At 40.7% G+C, this 25,847-nt stretch carries 19 protein-coding genes and 3 tRNA genes; 8 read left to right on the top strand and 14 right to left on the bottom strand.

All coding sequences use genetic code 11. The annotated features are described in order from the left end of the window. From M0Q51_08315 to M0Q51_08285, 7 genes are all read right to left on the bottom strand, one after another. A partial coding sequence (locus M0Q51_08315; GenBank protein ID MCK9399977.1) for a transposase occupies positions 1 to 154 on the bottom strand: 154 nt, incomplete at its 3' end. Between the two features lie 505 nt (positions 155 to 659). Beyond that, a complete protein-coding gene (cas3, locus tag M0Q51_08310; GenBank protein MCK9399976.1) occupies positions 660 to 3,125 on the bottom strand; it encodes a CRISPR-associated helicase Cas3' in 2,466 nt (821 codons plus the stop codon). Then, positions 3,110 to 3,820: a CRISPR-associated protein Cas5 gene (gene cas5, locus M0Q51_08305; protein MCK9399975.1), complete on the bottom strand. Its 711-nt coding sequence runs from the start codon at positions 3,818 to 3,820 to the stop codon at positions 3,110 to 3,112. The genes cas3 and cas5 overlap by 16 nt, the downstream gene beginning before the upstream one ends. Next, positions 3,817 to 4,767 (bottom strand): type I CRISPR-associated protein Cas7, encoded by a 951-nt coding sequence (locus tag M0Q51_08300; protein ID MCK9399974.1) that lies wholly within the window; start codon positions 4,765 to 4,767, stop codon positions 3,817 to 3,819. The genes cas5 and M0Q51_08300 overlap by 4 nt, the downstream gene beginning before the upstream one ends. A 65-nt stretch (positions 4,768 to 4,832) precedes the next feature. Continuing rightward, positions 4,833 to 6,788, bottom strand: a complete 1,956-nt coding sequence (locus M0Q51_08295) for a hypothetical protein (protein ID MCK9399973.1) — start codon at positions 6,786 to 6,788, stop codon at positions 4,833 to 4,835. A gap of 10 nt (positions 6,789 to 6,798) precedes the next feature. Continuing rightward, positions 6,799 to 7,593, bottom strand: a complete 795-nt coding sequence (gene cas6, locus M0Q51_08290; GenBank protein ID MCK9399972.1) for a CRISPR-associated endoribonuclease Cas6 — start codon at positions 7,591 to 7,593, stop codon at positions 6,799 to 6,801. Positions 7,594 to 7,794: 201 nt separating this feature from the next. Then, positions 7,795 to 9,342, bottom strand: coding sequence for a DUF4301 family protein (locus M0Q51_08285; protein ID MCK9399971.1), 1,548 nt, complete (start codon positions 9,340 to 9,342; stop codon positions 7,795 to 7,797). Positions 9,343 to 9,492: 150 nt separating this feature from the next. Between M0Q51_08285 and M0Q51_08280 the strand changes: the two genes are divergently transcribed. From M0Q51_08280 to pepE, 4 genes are all read left to right on the top strand, one after another. Next, a tRNA-Leu gene (locus M0Q51_08280) sits at positions 9,493 to 9,576 on the top strand. Between the two features lie 35 nt (positions 9,577 to 9,611). After that, positions 9,612 to 9,695, top strand: a tRNA-Leu gene (locus M0Q51_08275). A 53-nt stretch (positions 9,696 to 9,748) separates the two neighbouring features. Further along, complete coding sequence (locus tag M0Q51_08270; GenBank protein MCK9399970.1) at positions 9,749 to 12,460, top strand: hypothetical protein; 2,712 nt, start codon at positions 9,749 to 9,751, stop codon at positions 12,458 to 12,460. Positions 12,461 to 12,498: 38 nt separating this feature from the next. Further along, entirely contained in the window at positions 12,499 to 13,209 is a 711-nt protein-coding gene (pepE, locus tag M0Q51_08265) for a dipeptidase PepE (protein ID MCK9399969.1), read from the top strand. Positions 13,210 to 13,295: 86 nt separating this feature from the next. Here the strand turns inward: pepE and M0Q51_08260 are convergent, their stop codons facing one another. Both M0Q51_08260 and M0Q51_08255 read right to left on the bottom strand, forming a co-directional pair. Beyond that, on the bottom strand, positions 13,296 to 13,982 hold the full coding sequence (locus M0Q51_08260) for a hypothetical protein (protein ID MCK9399968.1): 687 nt from the start codon (positions 13,980 to 13,982) through the stop codon (positions 13,296 to 13,298). 2 nt (positions 13,983 to 13,984) lie between these two features. Beyond that, on the bottom strand, positions 13,985 to 14,152 hold the full coding sequence (locus M0Q51_08255) for a hypothetical protein (GenBank protein MCK9399967.1): 168 nt from the start codon (positions 14,150 to 14,152) through the stop codon (positions 13,985 to 13,987). 70 nt (positions 14,153 to 14,222) lie between these two features. Between M0Q51_08255 and M0Q51_08250 the strand changes: the two genes are divergently transcribed. Beyond that, positions 14,223 to 15,011: an SDR family NAD(P)-dependent oxidoreductase gene (locus M0Q51_08250; GenBank protein ID MCK9399966.1), complete on the top strand. Its 789-nt coding sequence runs from the start codon at positions 14,223 to 14,225 to the stop codon at positions 15,009 to 15,011. A gap of 12 nt (positions 15,012 to 15,023) precedes the next feature. Here the strand turns inward: M0Q51_08250 and M0Q51_08245 are convergent, their stop codons facing one another. Beyond that, positions 15,024 to 15,806, bottom strand: coding sequence for a PhzF family phenazine biosynthesis protein (locus tag M0Q51_08245; GenBank protein MCK9399965.1), 783 nt, complete (start codon positions 15,804 to 15,806; stop codon positions 15,024 to 15,026). A 555-nt stretch (positions 15,807 to 16,361) separates the two neighbouring features. Next, on the bottom strand, positions 16,362 to 16,643 hold the full coding sequence (locus tag M0Q51_08240; protein ID MCK9399964.1) for a hypothetical protein: 282 nt from the start codon (positions 16,641 to 16,643) through the stop codon (positions 16,362 to 16,364). 491 nt (positions 16,644 to 17,134) lie between these two features. Here M0Q51_08240 and M0Q51_08235 point away from each other — a divergent pair, with 491 nt between their 5' ends. Beyond that, a complete protein-coding gene (locus M0Q51_08235) occupies positions 17,135 to 17,536 on the top strand; it encodes a hypothetical protein (GenBank protein MCK9399963.1) in 402 nt (133 codons plus the stop codon). A 248-nt stretch (positions 17,537 to 17,784) separates the two neighbouring features. Then, on the top strand, positions 17,785 to 21,132 hold the full coding sequence (locus tag M0Q51_08230) for a gliding motility-associated C-terminal domain-containing protein (protein ID MCK9399962.1): 3,348 nt from the start codon (positions 17,785 to 17,787) through the stop codon (positions 21,130 to 21,132). Positions 21,133 to 21,384: 252 nt separating this feature from the next. On the opposite strand, the gene M0Q51_08225 is transcribed toward M0Q51_08230, so the two are convergent. Together M0Q51_08225 and M0Q51_08220 are read right to left on the bottom strand one after the other, a co-directional pair. Next, positions 21,385 to 21,459 carry a DUF1003 domain-containing protein gene (locus tag M0Q51_08225; GenBank protein MCK9399961.1) on the bottom strand — a complete coding sequence of 25 codons (75 nt, stop codon included), beginning with the start codon at positions 21,457 to 21,459 and terminating at the stop codon, positions 21,385 to 21,387. Between the two features lie 254 nt (positions 21,460 to 21,713). Beyond that, positions 21,714 to 21,786 (bottom strand) — tRNA-Arg (locus tag M0Q51_08220). 273 nt (positions 21,787 to 22,059) lie between these two features. Here M0Q51_08220 and M0Q51_08215 point away from each other — a divergent pair. After that, the gene (locus tag M0Q51_08215) at positions 22,060 to 24,384 is read left to right on the top strand and encodes a 6-phosphogluconolactonase (protein MCK9399960.1); all 2,325 of its coding nucleotides are present in this window, start codon (positions 22,060 to 22,062) and stop codon (positions 24,382 to 24,384) included. 22 nt (positions 24,385 to 24,406) lie between these two features. On the opposite strand, the gene M0Q51_08210 is transcribed toward M0Q51_08215, so the two are convergent. Next, a complete protein-coding gene (locus M0Q51_08210; GenBank protein ID MCK9399959.1) occupies positions 24,407 to 25,825 on the bottom strand; it encodes a hypothetical protein in 1,419 nt (472 codons plus the stop codon). Positions 25,826 to 25,847 lie beyond the last annotated feature (22 nt).

The raw sequence follows: 25,847 nt of genomic DNA, 5'->3' as shown, positions 1-25,847 counted from the left end.
TTCCGTTAATTGCCAATAGTTTGTGATCATTGTTATGGATAATTCCTGTGATATACTTATACAGTTCATCTTTCCAGGAATTCCGGATGATGCATTCCCGGTTTTGAACGGAAAAAACCGCGTGAATGTGGATTTGTGTGTATGTATTTGCCATGGTTTTTTTATGCCGTCCCTGACGGGACTTTTAATTCATTGATATTTCGTTTTCTACCGATATTTTGTCCCTGACGGGACAATCCAAAGGTATGCCAAATGGCGTGTAATAATGTTTATCAAACCGGAATTATGTGCATATTTTCCGGGCTTAATAGCTGAAAACAATATCCGGGGCTTGCTATGCTGTTCAAATCGTTGATTTTGCTTTTACCTTCCTGTCCCGTCAGGGACAAAATATCGGTATAGAATCATTTTTCAATTTGTTTCAAGGTTCAAGCCCCGTCAGGGGCTTTATATCGGTAGAGATTTATCATTCACGTAATCATTAAGTGCCGTCAGGCACGGTATATTTAATTTCAATTTATATCGAATGTATCATATTGCAAACCGGACGGAATCCATCCTGGTTCCAGCGTGTGAGGATTGACAATGCAGACATTGTCGCAGCCGAGCATTTCGGCGATGCGGGGGGAGGGGAGGGGATTTTTCATTTAGAAATATTATTAAAGAAAACAATTATCACCGGTAAGGATCAAACCACTTTCAAAGGTATAAGACTCAGAGGCAATCTTATAAATACCATTAAAATGCCTTGCATTAGCTAACTTTGGTTTTACATGTTTGCTACTGATGCGCACCGAAATAATCTGATCTGTCATTGATTTTAAATGGTTTTTAAGGATGTTTTTCTTAGCAAAAAAGACGTTTCTATTAAAGTTATCCTTTTCAAACAAATTTTTAATTTCATCCTGAATAGTTAAAAGGGATTCAAATTTTTTATCGTTGTTGTCCTTAGGAACATAATACTGAAATTCTTCCCCAAAAAGCTGTTTGTCAATTAATTGAAACTTCCCGATTTTATCAAACTGACATTCTTGAATATCTTTCAAAAAATCAAATTCAATTCTTGGGCTATTTTGAGAATGCATTGCAAAGTTTAGTTCAGACTGAATTCGATGGAAAAATTCCCGTTGAACATTGAGTAATTCTTTCTCCTGATACTGGTTTTCAGAGAATGACTCTTTTGTGAATCGCAATATTTCTTTGTCTTTACCTTGATAGATAATATCAGACCGGATTTTACCTTTATTCCGTAATTTAAAAAGTTTCACTCTTCCCAATGAATCAAGCTTACCATTACGGTTACAACGACCAGCTGATTGAACAATGCTGGCAACAGTGGCAAAATCCCTATACAATGCCGGGAAATCAATGTCAACGCCAGCTTCAATTAGTTGGGTTGAAATAACGATGATTCTTCGTTTTTGATTTAATCTTTCTTTGGTTAAAGCGATTTTTTGCTTCCGATGTTCTGGGGTGAAATGCGTATTCAGTAATAATATTTCATCTTTATCCAATTCGTCCTGTAGTAATTTGAATAATTCTTTGGTGTCATCAATTGTATTAAGGATGATCAATATCGATTGGTTTTCGGAAAGTATTTGTTCTTTCAGAATTTCAAGTTCTATAGGTTCCTTGTCAAATTCTATTTGATAGCGGTTGAACAAATCATTCTCAAAATAGGTCAAAGGCAATAATGGCATTGGATTTTTGTAGTCATAGAAGAAGTTTCTCGCCTTTGTATTATTTTCCGGTAAACTAAATTTGGGTTGAGTTGCTGTTGAAATGATCGCATAGCTGTCAAACTTTTCGCAGAATTTACTCAGGTAAGCTACAAAGAAACCATATAAACGTGGAGGCAATGCCTGAATCTCGTCCAAAAGGAAAATACATTTGGAAAAGTTTGGCAATTTCAATAATTCGGCATTTCGGTTGCTTAAAAGTGTTTCGAAAAAGCGAACAAAGGTGGTAATTACAAAAGGATAAGCGAAAGTGTTTTCCTGAAACTCCAGCAAATTTGCTTCGAGTATCTTTTCTTCAGTTGGGTTATTCTCCAATTCTTTTTGAATGTCTTCGAATCGGTTGTTTTCTGATTTGGAATCAATCCGCTGAATGTAATCTGTCGTTTCTGGAAATATTTTCAACACTTCCGCTTCAACCTGTTCTGTGATGGACAAGAACGGTAAGCCATAGATGATTCTTTTTGCTCCTTTTGCGTTGATGATTTCTGAAGCTAAAGAAAGCATCATTAATGTTTTGCCAGAACCTGTCGGAGCAGTGAGTTCATATACTCTTACGTTTTCTTTCAAACCAGTACGGATATTTTGAACGGCATGATTACGAATGTTTGTTCTCAATTGGTTCAATGCTGAATCCTGGTTCAACCTTTCCAAATAAGAGTCAAGTTGACTGCTGAAACCTTCTGCAAATGTTTCAACTTCTTTCACTTGTTGGTCAATGAAATTGTCAAATTTTGCGGCATCGGCTTTATCTGCCTGTATCACACTAGCAAATGCAAGTTGGTAATCTAAAAAGAAGTCTAAAGCTGATTTGTTTTTTTCTCCATTGAAGACCAATTGTTCAGAGTAGCCTTGTTGTAATTTAGGTGTTGTCAGAAATTGTCGGAAATCATCAACGCTTATAAAATGATTTACGAATTCAGAAACAGGTATGTTTTTCTCCTGATCAAGAAACTTAAATAGTGCAGAATTTTCATCTTTTGATAAAATACTTGCGAAGGATTCGTTTTCTCCGCATTTTGGAGAAAAGTCAGGCAAATTACCATGATGTTTGGCAATTGACACTGTTAATGCAATAAAATTATTCTGGCCGAAAGTATCAACTACCAAAAACTGCTTTAATGCTTCCATGTTTTGTTTTGAACAACAGAAGGCACAGAAAAAAGTATAAGCTGACAAATAGGAATGATTTGCATAACCATTCATTGTTTTGTCAGAATCAAGCTTGTTTTGAAAATTTGGATTTATCTTTCCTAAATCATGGAAAATCGCCACCAAATCCGCAATTTTGGAGTTGGTTAGCTTCCTCGTATTGTTTCGGACACCCTGAATATGTTCTAATAACAATTTAGCAGGATGAGACCGAAGTGTGTTTATATCAGGCACCATCTTTCTAATTCTTTTGATGATTGATATTCGTAGTAGTCCCCTTTGACCGTAATTGAATGAGGACAATCGGGATAAATTACATTCTTGTATTTATCCGGTAAATTCCAGAAATCTTCATTCTGAAAAGTGGGCATTTTGTCAAAACCAATTCGAAAACCGCCCGAAATATCCTTGGGAGTGTGTTCTCCTGTAAGCACAAATCCTTTGGTTTCAAATGTTCCATTTTTGATTTCCGAGAAATCACCTTCCGATTCCCAATGGAGGTTGGCAGGACAATTATGCCAACCTAATACAGGCGGATAAACAGCTTGTTGCTCTTTAATGGCAAGCTTGAATTCTTCAAAAATAGAACTTGATTGCACGTTCTTCAATGCTATTGAAACCAAAAATTTGGGGTCTTTCAAAAACTCAAAATACTTTGGTGTTCCTTCCGCAGTCGGGCTAATTGCCGTTCTACTGGTAAAGCCCCATGAAATCTTCTTTACCGGATTAAGTAACAGAACCCCATAAAGTAAATCTTCCGACAATTGCGGAAATTTACTTCTCATATCCTCACGCTCAATTCCCAGCACGGCCCCTATTAGTCCAATCAGAGCGGTTTTAGTAATTAAATCGTGAGACAGTGGATTATTATTCGTTTCCGGTTTTTTGAAATGCCCCCAATTACCTCCTATGATTAGTTGGAAACCTTTCATAACACAATTGCTTCAAATTTTGTTTTCCCAGTTAATTCTGATTTGATTGATTCAATCTCAGTGTAAAATTTAATTTTTTGCACTTTATCTGATTTAGCTGCTTCAAACAATTTTGAGAAATCAAGTTTGTAATCGTCCATACTACGCAGTTGTTCCCCTTTTTTGTCGTCTTTCGATTCTATTTTTATTAATCTGTCTACTTCATATACTTTAAAATTATTTTTTGAATATTCAATTTCAAGCAAGAGAACCGAGTTTTGTCCGACCTTACTGCGCGAATGGGAGCTGCCATCACCACTGGTTCCGTACCAAAGTCCTTCATACATTAATTTCAAATCATTCTCAGTCATTCCAGTTTTTTCTGCAACTTTAGGATTTACCCAACCGTGAATTTGCATTAATGAATAAGGGACTAAGGTTGTCGTACCAATAGACCCTTGTGTATTTGTGTCTTTAGACATGAAATGTGTCGTATTTTGATGCATCCTTAAATTTATTTCGTTGAGAGAAGGATTTAAGAGAGCAAACTGAACTGGACCTGTAAACTGAACATGACCATTAGTACATTCTTTATTATCCACTTTAATGGCTTTTGTTTCTTCATCTTTCAATGTCGAAATACCTCCAAATAACCTTACATCGATTTGTTCTTTTAATATTTCACCAATATTGGTGAGTTTCTTCTCATTTCTGTTTTCAGCAATCCATCTTAAGACCCCTTTTGAATCACTTTTACCTGCACCTGTTTTTTCACTTACATATATAGGTAATCCTTTGATTTCTTCAAAATAAGTTCGAACATATCTTTTCATGCGAACATCACTAACCAATATTTTCTTGGTTTCTTCATCGTAACGCTGTTCTCCGGTGAAAGGGTCGCCATTAGGAATGTTATACGAAGTTTCGTACAAAAACAAAATTTCTGATTTTTTTAATTCGTTTTCCATTTTATATATATTTTTTAGGGTTTTTGGTTATATTTTTCTGTATTTTCAGTCGCTTTTGTTGCAGCTTAAGAAATTGGCTTAAAGTAGCTTTCCATAAAGCCAAATGCACATTCTTCTTTATCGTACCTCGATTTAAATTCCTTGACTTTTTGTGCAAGATCATACGAGGTTTGATAGGTATACTTGGTTTTATCGTGCATAATTAATTTTTGTTCGATTTCATTTTTTAGTTTAATAAAATCGGCCATGTTCCCAATTCTTCGGGTAAGGTTACCCACGTAGTTTTTTTCAAATGAATTAATCTCCTGGCTTAGGTTCTTTGCCAATACTCCAAGCATGAGCCCAACTTGGTAACTTTCGGATGATGTGATTTCCATAAATTTATCGGTTTTAGTATTTCGTATTTTATAAAGAAATTTTAAATCAAATTTTAAGAAGTTGAATTTTTCATCGCCTAATCGGATACTAAATTCCACATTCTGAATGAAAGCGGATAAAAGTACCTCATCATGGCAGTAATTATCGGAATAAATAAGTGGTACTACTTTTAATAGGTGTGATTGATACTTCGGATTAGGTTTGTAAGATATTTTCCCGGTTTTAGGATCTGTCTGTGGATTTCCCAAAATGCTCCGAAACGAATAATCAATAGTCATTGGATAGAGATCCTTTTCTGTTCTCAGAAAGCTTTTCCTTTCCAGATTTATCTCTTGAGATATTTGGCGAACTCTTTCCCTGATTAGGCGTAATTTGCTTTTTTCTATGCCTGAGAGTTCAATTAAATCAGAATCAGGGGACGATAGCCCTCCCTTTTTACAAAATATCAGATCAAAAGAAGTAATATTCTTTTCATCATCGGAAAAGAAATCAAAAAGCGGATCTGTTGAATTTTGAATGCTGTTTTTGTTTTTTGCAAGAACTTTTGCTTCATCTCTTTTCTCAATAAAGTCATCATAGTCTTTTACAGTGAGTTTTTCACCTCGTGGTAAAACTATTAATTTGATGTCAGTTCCAGAAATAACATTTCCCTTTCCTGTATAGTCAATCGCATAAAACAAATCTTGCAAACTATCAATATCAAAATTCTTTGATTTGTGCTTGTTTGTGTCTCTGAACGATGGAAATTGAATATCATTCTTCTTATCTCCAGAACATAGAGTTTTGTATAGAGTTTTTTTCAAAACCAAACCATCTTGTGTATTGTCTACGAATTCTGAAAGTACTTTGGCATTCAAAAAGCTCATGTCCTCTGTGAATTGATACCAATGTAGTTTTTCTGGAAACTCGAAGTGGATGAATATAGCCAAATTAGTAAGATCAAAAAGTAATTTTTTTTGAGTTTCATCGCAATCCAACAATTCTGCCGTAATTCCCACTTTCTTTAAATTAGGATTAGAAATTTTTTGAAAGTTTTGTTCTATTGTAATTGAATACAGATTTTCTTCATTTTCAAGAAAATCTTTAATGGTTAGATCATTCTTGTTTTCAAAATGATTATAAATAGCTGGTATATATTTTAGAATCCTTTCAATATATGTAATGTTTTTTTCCATTTCCTCATGGAATTTTTGCATCATACATGTCGAATTATTCTTTTGTGAATTTATAATGTCTTTATAATCATTTATTCCGCGATTAAAAGAACTTGATCTGAATGAGGCATTTGTATGATTAGGATTATCTAACCTGTAATACCCTCCTTCGGCTGATTCAATAGAACCATCTTTCTTAATTGTGGCTTTTTTGTTAAAATAAATGTCACCAAAAACGTATTTCACTAAGCCATCACTATCAGAGGTCTTAAACTTCAAATAGTAAAGTTTACTACGCTCATTCTCTGGTGTAATTTTGGTCCCATTCCAATCAAAAGAAAAATCAGAATTGATTGGGATTGAAATACAAATTGGCCACTCTCCTGTTTTATAATCTTTCGGGCAAGGCTCCACATATTTGAAATATTTAAGGCTATTCTCCGAACCGCGGAGAACTTTACCAATTTGAAGTACTGTGTCTAAACTCATACAATATAAATTAAGATATATTATTTTTCTCCCCCACGCACCCAAACCCCATGCTGTTCTTTTCGCCGAATCCGGCAAAATAACCGGTACGGTGAAGAGAAACAGGCGCTGTCAGAGAGAAATCAAACATAAATCCACGGATTTTGGATTCTTTGGCTTGCCCGGCCTTGATGGTGATCAGCCTTGAATGGGGTTCCGATAATAACCGGAAGTTACCCATTTGGGGCATTAAATCATCGTCAATAGTGTTTTGGGCACCCTTGGCAACCGAGAACTTATGGATAAGATTATTAAAAAACAACTCTCCATAGCCAGGCTGATCGGGTGAAAGATAAGCCGGTTGTCCCCTGGCCTCATCAAAACGGCTTACCACGATCGGGGATAGCGTCTTGTAATTCATCATCTCTAAGAAATCAGGGTTTTTGAGACATTCCACTGATCGTACCACAAAGCACGCACTGCTCTTGGCGTCTCCGATCCTGAAAGCGGCATCATTGAATAGCCCGCTGATAAAAATACCCATCGCTTCTTCAACCAGGAAACTGATCTCCAGGAAACCATTCTTTTCTGCTAATATTAACCTGTCATCATCAAATAATTTCCCTTGGATCTGAATATTTGAAAAAGTAAAGAGCTTGAAACTCCTGAACCCATCCCTGTATCCCTGCTCATGCAGCCATGACGAAAATTCAGGATCGGCAACCGCCAACCTTGAATAAATCCACGACGAAACCGCATACTGGTAATTCACCGGGATGATTCCGCGGTCGTTGTGTTCAAGCTCAATATGTAATCTAAGCCGCATCGGATGTAAGTGAAGGTAATCTTAATACAACCAGCAAACTGGCAAATATGATTTTCTAAAATTAATGGAAAATTTTCGGAAAAATTGGTGCTGATTCGAATTAGTTTTCCACTGTTCAAGAAAAACCAAACCTGATGGCGTCGCCAGACCCGTCAGGTTAAATTGAATAAACAATGACAACTTTGCCCTTTGAACTTTGTCCTAATTCTGGTGTTGCTCCCTCAAAAGGTCGTTAACTGTTTTAACAGGATTAAACGTGATGATAGGCACTTCGATAAATACAGTGATCCAGTCGGCCATGGCACCGTTCCAGAGCCCGGGTAATTCAAGGGCCTTTAATTGCTTTCCATCTTTCGATTTAATGGAGATAAAACCCGTGTTGTGATCGATAAACTGGTGAAGATCAAACTTTTCGCCTTTGTAATTTTTAAGGCTACAGACCAGGTCTACCGGGTTAAAATGGGTAGATGACCCGAAAATCTTTTTTTGCTCTGCATTTTTCAGATCGATCTGCGAAGATTCTACAATCTGTAAAGATATTTCTCCCTGTTTGTTTTTCACCCAGAACGGACCCCCGCCGGGTTCACCTTCATTTTTAACCATTCCGCATATCCTGATCGGCTTGTTGAGGATATTTTGCAGGAATTTCACTCTCCTGCTCTCTTCCCAACGATTGAAATCGGAAGGAAATGAGATGTTTATCTGTTGTTCGCAGAATTGGGTGGCTTCTTTTATGTTCTCTTCTGATGGAGGTTTTTTATCGAGGGCCCGGAGTAAATTAAAGGATTTGCTCTGCAACTGGATGAGCAGGCCGCCAAGCAGTTTCTTATAACGGTGAGTCTCTGCTTTCAAACGGTCAGGTACCACGTTATCTATATTCTTTATGAAGACGATATCAAAATCCAGGTCATTCAGGTTTTCGATTAGGGCGCCATGACCACCCGGACGAAATACCAGCGATCCGTCCTTCTCGCGGAATGGCTCATTGTTCAAATCAACCGCCAGCGTATCTGTGGAAGGTTTTTGTACTGAAAAACTGATTTCGTATAAAACGCCGAACATGCTTTCATAATAAGGCTGCACGTAAGCAATCATGTCCCTGAAATTAGAAAGGTGTTCCGGCGATACCGTAAAGTGGACTGTGATATGCTTGGACCGGTTGGCACAGTAATGCGCCCCTTCAACCAGGTGTTCTCCCGTTGCCGTGCGCGAAAATGTCCCGTAATGATGAAATTTAATGAGGCCTTTCGGCAGGTTGCCGTAAATGAGCCCTTTTTCGGTCATGACAAAATCAAGGATGGTATTAAAATCTTTCTTCTTAAAACAATCGTCAATGCTGACACCAGCCCGCGACATGATCCTTTTCAGGTCATCATAAAAAGCGAATTTATTCAGATTCCTGAAGAAATATCCGGCGCTGTTGAAATCCGTATCTGCCAACACGCTGTCATCAGCTTTATGCTTATCAACCTGCTCCTGGAACTCAAAAAGATGTTTAAACATCCTGGTTGCCGCACCGGAAGCAGGAACGAACTTGACCAGTTTCATATCTTTTGCGGTACGATCGAAATTAGTGATGAGTTCATGAATTTCCTTTTCATTAAAGGTACGGATGCCATTTTCTTTTGTTGCCGGAGCCTGGAGCCTGATAAAAGGAAAGCCATGTTTAAAATCATTGACCTGCTGTTCAATGGTTTTCATGAAAATACCCCGTGCTGCGATCTGCTTCAAATCTTTATTGCTAAACATAGTAATTTGGTTTGATCATAATGAGTTTTCAGGTTGAAAACACCTATTAAGACTGTAAAATTAATGATCCTTAGAGAACTGTCAAAGAAAAATGTATTTTGTTTATTATAAATAATTTAAAATTATTCTTACTTTTGCCCCCGCTAAAAAGCCCAGATGGCGGAATTGGTAGACGCGCATGGTTGAGGGCCATGTAACCTCTTGGTTGTGCAAGTTCGAGTCTTGTTCTGGGCACAATATAAATTAAAAATTAAAAATATTACCAAAAGGCCCAAGTGGCGGAACTGGTAGACGCGCTACATTCAGGGTGTAGTGAGCGCACGCTCGTGCAAGTTCGAGTCTTGTCTTGGGCACTCGGGAAAGATGCCGGTTGAAAAGCCGGCATCTTAATTTAATATCAAAAACATTGGCACCTAAGGTTAAAAGAGGAATAAGAAGAATAATGGCTGCGGTCATTATTCTTATTTTTATATTCCCTAAGGCTATCCTTCCTCAATGCAAGGAACACTTCATTCTGAACCAGTCTGTTACCCTTGAAGGTATTACCAATAGCAATGACAATTATTACCAGAATCTTATTATTCAGGATATTGCGCTAGCCGGGCAACAATCTTTCCGTGAAATATCCCTGCGGTTTGATTATAAGATCCATTATGTGACTGATCAGTGCAGGCCGGAACAACTTGAAATCAGGGTACTGCCGCTTAGTGTGGTGTGTTTTCCCCTTATATACCGTGGCTATAATGTATCTGCTTCCGTTAAGCCTGAAAAAGCAGACCTGATTTTTCAGCTAGTCAATTTTGATGGGTTTGTTTCAGACAGCCTGATCTTTATTGATATTCCCCTTGAAAGTGACTCCAGTCTGTATACTTCCCTGACATTTGCCAGGAACACTTCCGATAGCAACCTTTCTGTTGTTTTTTCCAGGGCTGTCTTTCATTACACTAAATCTTCCTATGAAGAATTCCGTGACCGTATCCTGCAAATTGACCAGTTTTATGCTGCTTCGCTCATAGCTGACAGTGCCAGAGCCTGGGCGGCCAATGGGTTTCTTTCCGAATCCGGCATAAAGGCTGAAATGATACTCAGACAGGTTGAACTGGAAAGGATTATTGAGTATATCCGGCCTGATATATTTAATTCGGTGCTGATACCAGGTCAACCTGATCTTGCCGGTCTTGATGCTAAATTTCAGGAACTGGTAAGGCTTAATAACAGGTTTAAAGCAATTATTCATTACAACTATTTTGAACCCGCTTCATCAGGATTGATTACTCTTAAGAAAGATCTGCTGATAAAATATATGGACAGGCTCGACTATTATCATGAGTTGGCTTATAAAACTGATTTCCGCTATGTCAATTTCATTGAAGGTTTAGCCAGGCCTGATTTCAACAATGCCGGTTTGCAGGTTCTTCACAAGAGGCTGAACCGGCAGCCGGGGATAGATACCAACGGATTACGTTTGTGGTGCCAGGTTTTTGTGCAGTGCCTTATTGAGCGTGGCAACAGTTACAGATCATCCGGCAACCAGCTCAGGGCTCTGACCTATTACCAATCGGCCTATGATCTTTCTCAGCTTATGAATCTGCATGAATATCAGGCAGCTGCGTACCAGCTGGTTGGACTGATGAAGAATAGTATCGCGACTTCTTACCTTGAGATATCAGGGAAATCTGCCTTGAAAGAAAACCCCGTGATGGCTGCCCAATATTTAATAAATGCCCGGGATTTGTTTTCCGATAAAGATTTTATTTGCTTTGAACCTGATACGCTTCAGGAGTTTGAAAAATGGCTTTTCCTTAATTTTGAAAGCCAGGTTATTAAACTAATCGACCTGAAAGAAAGTAATAAAGCCCTGGTTTACCTGAATGAGATACAAAAACATTGCCTGGTTGCTCCTTACTACCCATGTCCCGGACAGTTTCATGAGTGGATGAGAATTGCCAGGAATGGCATTTATTATGATCTTCTGAATAAAGCCCGGACATTAATTGCAAAAGACGAATTGCCGGAAGCGGAGCAGGTTTACAGGCAGGCAGCAGAAACAAGGATGAGGGCAGGGTACCGGATCGGGAAAGATGTGATAGAAGAGGAACTTGAAAGCAGTTTCCGGCAATATCATTATGATGAACTTATGGAAGAGGGGCTCAGGGATTTTGATAAGGAAGAATTCAGCAATGCGCTCTATTATTTCAATAAAGCTTATTTCCAGGAGAGAGGTTATGTTTTCCGTCCTCATCCTGAGCTTTTCAGATATCGCCAGGCAGCTGCAAGGCGGGTTATGGAGGAAATTTTATCGGATGGACGGGTAAAGGCGTGGGCTTATGATTTTGTAGGAGCAGGATTTGCGCTAAATCAGGTTAAATTGATGTTGTCGGAATACGAGTTTGCGGAGAATGATACCCTTTCGGACCAGTATTTTGCCTTAGGGGAATCTATACATCAAAATGAATGTGAAATGGTATTCAGGGAATATAATGAGCTGATGGTCCAGGCAAAGGAGGCCAGGAATAAGAGCGAATTCATCCTTGCCCTGAAAATAACCGAAGATGCTGTGAACCTTTCTATGGATCATCTCAGTTGCAGGGTCCGGGATGATGAGGCGTGGTATCAGAAAGTGCTCCTGGAAGCACCGGCAAATTTTCAACAAAAAGAAAAAGAACTTGAAGACCTTATGGATGGATCCTTTTCAGATTACCTCAAAGCTTTTCAGACCCTGAAAAATTATTATTACCGCAACAAATTGCTTGAGCAGGGTGTCGTGTTCATTCCACTTTTTGACCGCGTGATCCGGGCGAAGGATCCGTTTTTCCTTACAGGAATGCTTGATCATTTTATAACATTGAAAGATTTTGAAATTGCTTTGCGGATTCTTGAACGTTTACGTGAAATTGGATATTCCGCAAGTCTGCTGGCCGATCAGCAGAGATCGGTAGCTGAATCACTTGCCAGGCGTGATGCGATGAATTCCGGTATCGTTGAACCCTGGAAAAAGCTTGACTCTTATACAGGCCAGCACAAATGGTACCGGGTATTCAGGTGGAGTTATAAGCTTACCTGGCTTGAGGCGACAAATTGGAAATTGAACTATTGGCCTTTCATTTGGGAGAAATAATTCTTTACTTTGTATAAAACAGTTATAATACCGAAATTATGAAACGACTCCTGCTGATCAGCAATTCCACCAACGCAGGCGAACCCTATTTAGGGTGGCCAAGGCCATATATCAGCGCATTCCTTGATGGTACAGGTGTGAGCGATATTTTATTCATTCCATATGCCGGGGTAAACCTGGCTTCTGAAAGTGTAGAGCGGTCATATGATCTTTATGAGCAACGGGTACAGGCCGTTTTTAAAGAACTTGGTTATGGAATCTATTCCATCCACCGGGAAAAAGACCCCGTTGAAGCGGTCAGGAAGGCCCGGGTTATTGCTGTAGGTGGTGGAAATACCTTTCACCTGGTCTATATGTTGCACCTGCTCAATCTTGTTAAAGTCATAAGGGAACGTGTGCTGGAAGGGATGCATTTTATGGGCTGGAGTGCGGGTGCTAACGTCGCATGCCCCACTTTATGCACTACCAATGATATGCCAATTATCCAGCCTGCAAGTTTTGATACTTTCAACCTGGTACCTTTTCAGATCAACCCGCATTACCTGGATGCCAATCCCGAGGGCCATGGCGGAGAAACCCGGCAGCAGCGGATCGAAGAGTTCCTGGCAGTGAATAGAAGCGTTACCGTAGTTGGGTTGAGGGAAGCTACCCTTTTACAGGTCGAAGGAGAGCAGATCGAGTTGAAAGGTTCCCGCCCGATGCGGATATTCCGGTATGGACAAGAACCTATCGAAAGTTTTAAGTTTTGAGTTTTGAGTTGGGGAATTTGTAAATAAAGCGATATAGCGAATTTTTGATAAACATCAAATCGTAATATCGCTATATCGCTACATCGTTAAATTTTTATAAAGATTCCCAATAAAACATTCACAAACGCCACCACCTTTTTATCTGTCCGGACGCTGCCATCTGAAAGTTCGAAATCAAAATTCATTTCATTATAGGTGAATTCTGTATTTAGCGAGAACCCGATGCAGTTTTTCAATTCGTATTTAAGGCCTGCTCCGGCCAGGAAACTCCCTTCAAAATCACCCGCAGAAGTTATCTCAAACCACTTTTCGCCAATCATTTCATAATCTGCTTTATACAACTGGTATGGCGATTGGGTAAACATAATGCCCCTTAATGCTTTGGCAGTCAGAGAAAGTCTTTGTACAAGTGGAAACTGGAAAAATAGACCGGCATAGACGGTGTATGAGCGGTAAGGATCAGACCTGATATAAACATCGTTCATGAAAGGATCAGCGACAACCTTTTCATAGCCGAGAGTTCTGACGTCGACCGGGTGGAAGTGCATGCCGGCCGATCCGCCAACCCCCATCCAGGACGTGAAGAACCAGGCGCCTTCCAGCGATGTGCTGAAGCCAATCAGGGTGAAACTGCCATCCGGGAGCTTTTTCTCCTGGAATTTCCCCACAGGGAATGAAGGCCCTGCCTGTAAACCGATAAAAGATGGCTTTTGCTGGGCCGAAAGGGCAAGGGTTATCGAGATTAAGCATGCTGTAATAAAGGATCTTTTCATGTTCAAAAGGGCCAGATGTTAGGATAAATTGCTATTGCTACTATTCCAACGATGGTTAACATAATTGCCAGCAGGATAAACATGCCACCGAGGATTTTTTTCTTTTTCAAGATAAAAAACAATCCTAGGGCGATAAAAATCAGGCTGTATATAAAAAGGATGATGATCATTCGTGATTATTGTAAAGTTAGAATTATCACGACGAAAATAATTATATTTGAACGATTGACAATATAAGTTATGAATAGAAGGAAACTTGCCCTGGTTACAGGTGCCACTGGTGCCATCGGAAAGGCCATTGCCCGTCAGCTTGTTGAGACGGGAGATTTCAGGGTTATCATGGTCGTGAAAGATGAAGAAAAAGCATTGAAGGTGATGGAAGAAATCCGTCGGCAAACCGGTTCGGATGATATCCGGTATGTCATTACCGATTTATCACGTAAGGTGGAAATCTTAGAACTGGCTTCAAGGATTCAGGAGCCGGTCCATGTCCTGGTCAACAACGCTGCTGCTACTCCCCGGAAACGGACGGAAACCCCTGAAGGCATTGAGGTACAGTTTGCGACTAATGTGCTGGGCTATTATTGGATGATTGAAGCTTTCACGCCTCAGTTAAAATCCGGCGCCCCGTCGAGGGTGGTGAATGTGGCCAGCTATTGGGCAGGCGGGTTGGATATGACTGACCTTGAATTCAAACGCCGGCAATATGACAATGATGAAGCCTATCGCCAGTCGAAGCAGGCAAACCGGATGTTGACCGTAGCTTTTGCAGGCAGGCTTAACTCCTTTAATATATCTGTTAATGTATGCCATCCCGGAGATGTGAACTCAGCCCTGAGCAATTCGATGGGCTTTGGCGGCCATGAGACACCCGATCAGGGAGCAGATACCCCCGTCTGGCTTGCCACGAGCCCGGATATTGAACGGGTCAGCGGTCAGTACTTTGAGCACAGGAAGCAACATAGCTGCACTTTCAGCAGAAACCTACGAGATGTGGAGCGATTGTTTGAGATTTGCCGGGCATACTAAAGTATTGATTGACTAAAGAAAGATTTCCCCCTTCAGAAACGTCACCGCATTCCCGCCTATATCCACCCGGTCGCCACGAAGGCGGCAAAACAGGCTTCCGCCGCGGCGTGAAAGTTGTAAAGCCTTCATCTCGGTTTTTCCGAGTTTCTCGGCCCAGAATGGGATCAAAACGGTATGGGCCGAGCCAGTCACAGGATCTTCATCTACCCCGACCCGCGGGGCAAAAAAGCGGGAAACGAAATCTACTTTGTCACCAGGTGCAGTGACAATCACAGCCCGCACATCAATCTTTTCCAGCCGTCGGAAATCAGGTACCAGAGCTTCGATTTCCTGTTGTGATTTATAGAGAAGAAGATAGTCTTCCTTTCCGCGGTAGCACTGAATGGGCGTAATATTAAGCGATTGCACGAAATCATTTGGCAGGGCTGTACGTTGGGGTTTATTGGCAGGGAAATCGAGGATGAGCAGGTCGCTTTCTTTGGTTACATTGAGTATCCCGCTCCTCGACTGAAAAGAAATCATCTCATCACTGTATCCAAGATGATGGAAAATCACATGTGCCGATGCCAGTGTAGCATGCCCGCACAGGTTCACTTCAACTTTCGGGGTGAACCACCGGATATGGAAACCATCGTCTTCTTTGACGAAAAAGGCGGTTTCCGAGAGATTGTTTTCTATGGCTATTTTCTGCATTACCTCATCCGCGAGCCATTGGTCCAACGGACAAACCCCGGCCGGATTGCCACCAAATAGCCGGTCAGTAAAGGCATCAACCTGGTAGAAAGGAAGGAACATGATAATTAAAAATTAAAAATTAATAATTAAAAATTAAAAACTCAGAACTTTTGAATGCAATTTACTAAATTTTCAGAAAACTAATAAATAGAAATGAAAGAAAGATTATAAATGGTGGGGTTCAATTTCCATCTCGACAATATACATGTCTATTTCGCTATCAACCTGTCAGGTCCTCCTATTGTAGGACGCTGACAGGTTGTGGTGAAGTAAAAACCTGACAGCGTCGTCAGGCCTGTCAGGTTAAATTATATCTTTATTTTCTTGAATGCAAGGCTGCCTCATAAAAACGAATGGCTCTTTCCATGTTTTCAACCGGTACTTCAAACCAACCGACAACGTTATGTTTTGGTTCCATAAATTTTAGTTTGTGATTTAACATTTAAGAAGGAGGAATGTTTAAGTTGAGGAGTTAGCAGTCCCGAAAAACAACAAATCTTCGATTTGGTAGTTTTTCGAGGATCCTCGAAAAGTCAATAAAATTTCAACGCAATTTTGGACATTTCGGGATCAGCAGTCAGCAGTCAGAACTTATTATGTGATTTTATGTGTTATTTAGTGTTGAACTTCTGTACCTAAATCTTTAATATACTTGATATAGAAGTTTCCAGGACTACTATACAAATAGTATTTTTCTGAATACATTGATTTTTTACCGCAATTTTCTGGATATCTGCTTCCAATGAACCCATTTGTAGAATAATTTGATATTTTTGAAACCCAAAAATTGTCTTCGACAGTGTTTAAAGTATCTATTTCGTTTTCACTGAACCTATATGCAATAATGTTTTTTATTTGCACGGGTGAATTGTCCTCTTCAAATTGCTTAGTTTTCATTTTACCACCGCTGGGGTACAAATAAAGGTCACAATCTCTATATATTTCGGAATATAACTTAAATCCATTAATAACCTTACTCGCATGGGGTGGTATGCAAATTATCCTCATTTCTTTATACGAATCAGAGAAACCTCCAAAAGAACTTGCGTTTGAATAAATACCATAATAACTTGAGAAATAACTGCTACCGATAGTTAAACCTGATGCAGCGGATTTTGTATTACATATTTAATTAAATTTGGATTAATGAATGAATTAACTAGGTCATGCCTGCCTATACACAAAATATTTTCGCCTTCTATTATTGTCACAAAATTAAATTTCTTCATGTGACAATAAAGTTACCCTTTTGTAAAATAATATTTCGATCCCTTTTCAACATTTTGGCTAAACACCCTCCCTGGGGGACATCCCGTCCCCGCATGAAAATATTTTAGCCAAAAAATCCACATCCAAAAATTTAGTCTTAACTTTATAATCTGAGTTTTATGAAAAAATTAGTATCCATATTGTTTATTGTTCTTCTGGGCTCTTCATCATTATTAAGTCAAACCACGACTGGTTATGTCACTGTAACCTGGGATATACCATCATGTGAAGCATGTTGCCTTGGTATGCAATACGGTCCCTGCATAACAGTTGTAAGAGATTTTGACAATTATGTGATTGTAGACGATTCGTGTGTTGTTGTAAGTAATACTGATCACTACGAATTTTCATTTACTATGCCTCAATGCTCATCTAATTGGGATTTCACAGTATATGCCGCTGTTTGGGCTGGTTGTGACGGAGGACCATTATGCTGTCATGGTAAAAATCCTGGGGAAACCAGAACTTGTTCTGATTTAGAAAATGGAACTGGTGGGGATGTCCATGTCGTTTGGGAATAGTTAATAACTTTACGCTATATCAGGCAAATTGCCTGATATAGCGTATTTAAACTCAATGAACTATGTTTAGTTATCCAAAATATACCCTTATTATTTTCTTACAATTAATAATAGTTCAAAGTTTATATTCCCAGCATCAGGCAGATAACTGGATTTTTGGACAATGGGCCGGTTTAAAATTTAACTCAGGCCAACCTGTGCCTTGGTTACCTGTAGGTACTGGAGCTGGCTTTAGTAATGGGACAATTATGAGTGATTCGCTTGGAAATTTATTGTTCTATTCCGATGGCGACAGAGTTTGGAACAAGAATGGAGAAATTATGGACAATGGCGAAAACATCCTTCCAGGTGGGAGTTGGGATCAATCTGCCATTAGTTTTCCCAGGCCTGGTTCTGCCGATCAGTATTATTTGTTTACCGTTTCCGATTGGATATCTCCTAAAGGATTTTATTATTCAATTATTGATATGTCATTGAACGGAGGACTTGGAGCAGTGACTAATGTTAAAAATATTGAATTGGAAGCGGCATTCTGGGCACATGACCATCAAAATGTCACGAAAAGCCGATCGGGTGATGCATATTGGGTTGTCACACGCCTTTATCATGATGACAGATATGCAAGTTTCCTGGTTGATGAACAAGGAGTTCATACTGATCCTGTCATTAGTTCAACCGGTATTTACCGGGAATTCTTATATGACGATGGCGGTAATATCAAAATATCACCAGATAAAAAGTATTTAGTTAATGGTCACAGAGCAGGAACCATTGGTATCGAAGAAAAATACTTAAAATCATTTGAAGTATGTACCTTTAATGATGAAACAGGGGAAATTGAATATCTGTACATGATCAACAGGAAAAATATCTGGGGGTCTTATGAACCAGCTTATTGTTGTGAATTTTCACCTGACTCTAAATATTTGTATCTCACCTTTGAAGAATCCGATTCGGGTTATTTATATCAATATGATATGCAATACATTCAAGATTCAACCGCTTTCGTAAATTCTGCAATTGAGATTTCAAACCAGAGTGGAGTAAATATTCAACTTTCAAACGATGGGAAAATTTATACTTCTCTCCCAACGCATAATTTCCCCAATTATCAATATTATATTGGTGTAATTAACAAACCGTGGGAAAGAGGTCTGAATTGCGATTTCGATCCAAATGGAATATATTTATTGGGACGAGTTTGTGAGTGGGGTTTGCCAAATATCCTTCTCGATTACCTCTACCGTTTCGAATGGGAAGCTGACAATTACTGCCAGGGTACACCGGTTCAATTCCTTCCTAATTTTGTCCCGACTCCCGACAGCATAGAATGGAATTTCGATGAATTTGGCCCGGGAAATATCTCCTATGAGCTTTCGCCAACCTATACATTCCAATTTCCGGGAACTCACGAGGTAAAAGTCGATATCTGGTATCCTACAGGTAGATATGAACATACTTCGAGAGAGATAGAAATTTATCCTGTTCCTCATCCGGATTTAGGGCCTGACCTGACGATATGTGAGGGCAATACCGTTACACTTAATGCGAATTGCGAGGCAGATCTCTATTCCTGGTCCACCGGCCAGTTCGGAAGCCCAACAATTACGGTTTCAGATTCAGGCACCTATTGGGTCAGGGCTTCTTTCAACGAAACTGGCTGCAGTGATAGCGATACGGTTCATGTCGGTTTTTATCCTCCAATCCAGATCAATGAATCAGCACTTGTAGTGACTCCAACTACCTGCAATGGAGCAACTGGTTCGATCACCGGGCTTGCCATTGAAGGGACGGAACCAATGCAATACCAATGGGAAGACCTTTCTGGCAACAATTTCGGAACAGACATTGATGTATTCAACCTTTCCGCGGGGCAATATGTCCTTACAGTCACAGATGCCAACGGCTGTGAAACGGCTTCTTCAGTTTATACCATCGAAGATGCCGGAAACTTACAGGTTACGCAGGTTCAAACCATTTCACCTCATTGTTTCAGGCCTGATGGACAACTGATTATTTCTGCATTTTCACCTTCCGGTTCAAGTTTGGAATATTCGGTTGATGATGGGGCAAGCTATGCATCTGACAGCATTTTTACTGATTTACCGGCAGGAACCTATATCGTTCGCATCCGTGATATTAACGGCTGTGATGGATTTTATATCGGTAATCCGGTAATCCTGTCAGATATTCCTGGCCCGCAGGTTCAGCCGCCAGTTGTAACAGACGAGACGGATTTTTTAGGAAACGGTTCGATTGAGATAGTTGTAACTGGTTCCACCACGCAAATATTTTATTCAATCAACAACGGAAGCAACTGGCAAACCAACAACGGGACATTTAATAATCTTCAAGCCGGAAGCTACATTTGTGTTGTCAAAGACGAAAACGACTGCGATACAACCTTCGTGATCGAAATTCAGAACATCATCCTTACCTACCTTCATGCTGTAACCGGCGAGGGAGGGCATTGTTTGGACAATACAGCGCTGGTGGCGGTGAATGTGGATAATTTCACCTCGGTAGCCGATTTTCACCTGAAGCTTGGCTACAACGCCGATAACCTGCAATGCGAAGGCTTTACTAATGTACATCCCCAACTCGTCGACAGCCTCACTGGCTGGGTTGACCAGGCAGCCGGGGAGATCAACCTGGCGTGGAATTCTCTTTCTCCGGTTACCTTTGCCCTGCCGGAAACCATCCTGGACTTAGTGTTTACAACCAAGAATCCCGGCCAGGGTGATTTGTCATGGTATATTGAGCCGTCTGTCAGCTATTTTACCAATGCAAGCGGCAATCCTATCCCGGCCGAGTTCAGCACCGGGGAAGTGATAGTTTACGAGCCGCCCGAAATCATTTTATCAGCCTCTAAAACAGTCTGCGAAGGACAGATGTTCAGCCTCATGAGCATTGCGTCCGGCAATCAACCCCCAATAAGTTACCGCTGGACTTATCCATCGGGTGACACCTCCGACATCGATCCGTTCATTTTCAATGTAACCTCTTCGGATGCCGGCTTTTACACCCTTCTGGCTACTGACATTGTCGGCTGCACTGACCAGAAAAGTATACAACTGATTGTAAGCGAAAACCCGGTTGCAACCTTTCATGGCACCGATACACTGGAAATGAATCCCGGCGAAGTCCTGGATGCCGGTTCCGGTCTTTCTTCCTACCTCTGGAACACTGGTGATACCACGGAAAGCATCGTCATCAATTCAGAAGGAAAGTTCAAGGTTGAGATGGAGTCTTCGGTAGGGTGTACTGGATCAGATTCCGTTTATATCAAACTTACTTCTGAAGAAATACCAGAAACCAATTTGTTCATCCCTAATGCCTTTACGCCAGATGGAAATGGAATCAATGATACTTTCAGTGTATCTCATTTTTCATTGAGCCTAGAACATTTCACAATGAGCATTTTTGATCGTTGGGGAGGACTTATCTTTGAATCAAATGACATCCTGGTTGGCTGGGATGGAAAAAAGAACGGAAATCCCTGCCCGGGAGGTGTCTATGTGTATAAGATTATTTTCACGGTGGATGGTATTCCTGGAAACCAAGAAAGAGTAGGGACGGTGGCGCTGGTGAAATAATTCAAGACAGGCTATTTGTTTTGAGTTGGCTATTATTACTGCTCTTAATATTCTTAATAAAATTATTGGGGCTAACGTTTGGCTAACCAAACCAGGTAAAGTTATATCATCCATGGGCATGATTGATGGTAATTTGTACATCCAATAATTGTGGATAACTAAATCTGAAACTTTCCATCGGTGAATGTTATTTAACCTGGCTATTTTCATGCCATTAAAATTACCGGTTAAAATCCAATAATACTAAGTATCTCAAAATGATCGTTGGTTTCGCCTGTCACGGGCTTCTTTCCGGTTCTGGCTCATCATGATAATCGGAGCCTGGATTGCAGCCAGGCAGGAGAGTATCAGATTAAGAAGGATAAATGGATAATTGGACCCTGGCGAAGTGCATCAAGGGGATATTCTTTGCCACTAACAGCACATTTATGTGTTTTTGCCATAAAATCTTAAATATTATAAGGCAGGTTTTCAGTTATTGGCTTTATAGACGGCTCACAGCCACCGGCCAGCCCTTTCCGGTAATTAACCACTGGTTTGTGATCCTGACAACTGCCAACTGTCAACTGCCAACTTCCTAGTGATCTCGGCGCGATTCGAACGCGCGACCCACAGCTTAGAAGGCTGTTGCTCTATCCACTGAGCTACGAGACCGTGGCTGGCGGCAAAGATAGGAATATTTTTTATCGAGTCGGCAGTTGACAGGAGTATCTGCGTTACGCCTTTTTACCACATTAGACACATTAGGACACATTAGAAAAACACTTAGGTCTATTGTGGCTTTCTATGTGTTCTAATGTGCCTACTGTGGTTAATTGATGACTAAGAATCAAAATTTTCAACAAAATCTTCTGCATTCTGTCTTCTGACTTCTGTTTTCTTCTTTCAAATACTTTCACGAACTTTGCATGAACCTATAAATAACCGATGCAAAAATTTTCATCATCCGTAGAATCATCCTTCTACGAAAAAGCCGGCCGCTACGAAATCACTACCTTTCTTCCATATATTCTGGTCGATAATTTTCCCAGGCTTGGAATGCTGACTTCCCTTCGATTCCTGGAATGGGTTTCTCAAAATCCTGAAGGCGTGATCAGTCTTCCTACCGGTAAGACCCCGGAGTATTTTATCAAATGGACCATGCATTTCCTTCGACATTGGCATGATCCTTCTGAAAGAAAACTCCGTGAAGAACATGGGCTTTTCCTGGCCAAAAAACCTGACCTGAAAGGCCTGCAGTTTGTCCAGATCGATGAATTCTACCCGATATCGCCTGAACAACACAATAGTTTTTACTATTATATTCAAAACTTTTATATAGACGGATTTGGTCTGGATGCAAAAAGGGCATTGCTGGTAAATTGTGATGAGATCCGTCTGGCAGGTGGGAAAAGTTACCGGGAAGTGTTTCCGGGCAATAAAGTTGACCTCTCTTTGCGTTACCGGGAATGTAAAAATGAACTCGACCGTCTGCAACAGGATTCTATTTTCCTGATTGATGAGTGGTGCACAGGCTACGAAAAAAAAATACAGGATAAAGGTGGTATTGGATTTTTTTTAGGAGGAATCGGTCCTGACGGGCATATTGCGTTCAATATCAAGGGTTCCGATCATTACAGCACAACAAGGCTCACTTCCACAAATTTTGAGACCCAGGCCGTAGCAGCGACAGACCTGGGAGGGATCGAAATCTCCAGGAACAGGATGGTGATCACAATCGGCCTGGATACCATAACCCATAATCCTGATGCTGTTGCTATTATCATTGCTGCAGGCGAAGCAAAGGCGGAAGTTGTCAGGCAGGCCCTGGAAAACCCTCCCGGAAATACTTATCCGGCCACAGCCTTTCAAAAGCTTCCCAACAGCCGCTTTTTCCTGACCATTGGCGCTGCTTCCAGGCTGAAAGACAGCCAGTTGAGATATTATAATAAAGGAGCGTGGACGGATGAGAAAACTGAACGTTCCATCATTGACCTGACTAAAAAACTTGATAAATACGGTCATCACCTGACAACTGATGATATCGGATCGGATATTTTTGCATCTATGATCCCCGGCGCTCCGGAAAGCATTGTGCCAATGGTTGAAGATGCCATAAAACACAAATTACAAAAAGGGCTCGAACCCGAGCTCGACCAGGTGTTTCTCCACACCGGGCCGCATCATGACGATATCATGCTGGGCATCCTTCCTCATATAGCCCACCAGGTCAGGTCACATACCAACAAACTCCATTTTGCCATAATGACTTCGGGTTTTACTGCGGTCACCAATAAATTTGTCAGATCGTCCCTTGATCATACCCGTCAGTTGATTAATGACGACCTTATCCGGATGATTCAATATCCTGACTTTTTTGAAAAAGGATATAGGTTCAAATGGGATAAAGATGTGTATCATTACCTTGACAATGTTGCGTCCGGTAATGCTTTTGAAAAACAACGAGGGCTCAGTCATCGTATCGTCAGAGCCTTTGTGGAGATTTACGGGGTTAAAGATATTCAGGACCTGCTGGTCAGGCTTGATTCGATGATCCATTATATTGATCATAGTTACGATGGGGAGAAAAATCCCCCGGACATTCAAAAGCTCAAAGGGATGATCCGCGAATTTGAGGAGGAACTGGTTTGGGCTCATTATGGGGTCCAGGTAAAAAATATCCATCATTTACGACTGGGCTTTTATACCGGTGATATCTTCACCCAGGCACCGGAAAAAGCGCGCGATGTGGAACCGGTATTGAAAATGATGCGTGATATCAAACCGACTGTCATCAGCCTCGCGCTGGACCCGGAAGGCAGTGGCCCTGACACTCATTACAAAGTGCTTCAGACCATTGCCGAAGCAATCAGGAAGTGGTCTTCAGAAACTGATCTTGAAAAACTCAGAATATGGGGCTACCGTAATGTATGGTATCGCTTTCACCCGGCTGAAGCAGATGTTTTTGTACCTTGCTCGCTTAATTCACTTTCCATGCTGGAGGGTTCATTCCATAACTGCTACCTCAGCCAGGTCGATGCTTCCTTTCCAAGCTATGAAATGGATGGGCCGTTCAGCAAGCTGTCCAGAAAGATATGGGTCGAACAGCTAAAATCTATACAGTTACTTTTAGGAAAGGATTATTTCTATGAAAACCCTCATCCCAGGATCCGGGCCGCCCATGGACTTGTTTTCTTCCGTGAAATGGATGTTGAGGAATTCCTGGGCGAGGCCAGGGAACTGGAGAAGTCAATGGAAGGGGAGGATCAGTAGGCTTGAATCCTGAACCGCCAATTCAATTAGTCACCATCTTAGCTACAACCTGCTGGTATTCAGGAATCATGATAAGATTAACAAGGATGCTGTCATTTTCAATGAGGTTGATATCGGAAAGCCCTCTGTCGATGGCAGCCTCCAATGATTTCAGGGCTTTGTCATACCTGCCTTGCTTGGTATAAAATTTAGCAAGAAAATAGTATGGGCTTATTGCATCAGGCTGAGCCATAGCCCAGATCTCCAGGAAATATCTTGAAGTAGGTTGATATTCTGTACCCTGGACGCTTTCATATTGCATATGGGCTGTCCTCCAGATAAAATCAATCATCCTGCGTCCAAGTAAAGTATCTGTAGGGTTATCACCTTTTGTAATCTTGCTATTGGCAATCTTAAGCTGTTCCTTCCACCATGAATTTGGCTTAACAGGTGTCATACTATCTTCATAATTTATACGATAGCAAACAAAAGCATCTGAATATTGCAGGTAATAATCCCGTTCTTCTTCCAAAATCTTAGCCAGGTTTTTCTTTTCTTTTAGAATGGCATCGGTTTTATTCAAATTTTCGAATATTTTTTCTATTTCACTGATATTCCTGACCCCATGAAGGTAAGAGATAAGTTTTTCACACTGCTTGGAAGCATCATATTCTCTTCCTTCCCCGATAAAATCCAGGATCAATTGATGGTTTGCTTCATAAAAATCTTCTCTCAAACCATAATCAGTCCATTTCAATTCATTCTCCATAGCCCTGAATTCCAACCAGGTAACGGCATCAGTAATGACCTGGGCGGATGGCCAGTCATGCTCTCCCGGAAATTCATAGATATAATGGCTAATATTATATTTATTAAGCCGGTTATCAAGGTTTTGCATCTCCTGGTAATTGAAGTCCCGGTTCCCGATAAGGCCGATATAGCTGAAATCCAGGTCAAAATGAGGTGGATAATTGTTTGAGAAACCTGCCCCACAGCCGATGACACCCTCAAATGTGCCATATAGCACCGCGAGTGAAGTTGCTACACGGGCACCACCTGAAAACCCGGTCGTATACCTGCGTTTAGGGTCGATTTTGAAACGTGCTTCTGTATCCTTGAACATGGTCTCGGCGGCCTTCAGGATTGGTTCCCAGGGGCCGTTTTCGGATACATTGCTTCCGGCAATGATATATCCGTATTTTTCAGATGCCTCACGGAACAGTTCCACTGGAAGCGACCCACGGGCAGCTGCATCAAAAGCATAGATCACAGGCCATTCTTCCACATCGGATTCATAAAAGTAGCTGGGGAGGTACAGGGCATAATGATGATTGCTGTCATTCATGCAATGAACCTCCGGTATAAGTTTTCCAGCCTTCAGGACCTGAGCCCGGGATCCTAAAGTGGAAAACAATATCAGAAAGAGGTATGGAATTGTTCTTTTAGCTGTGCCAGTGAGCATAGATTATTGATAACCCGGTTCC

The organism is Bacteroidales bacterium, from assembly GCA_023229505.1.
GTDB lineage: Bacteria > Bacteroidota > Bacteroidia > Bacteroidales > JAGOPY01 > JAGOPY01.
Note: the sequence above shows the minus strand (reverse complement) of the source record. Positions and strands in the feature narration are given on the sequence as shown.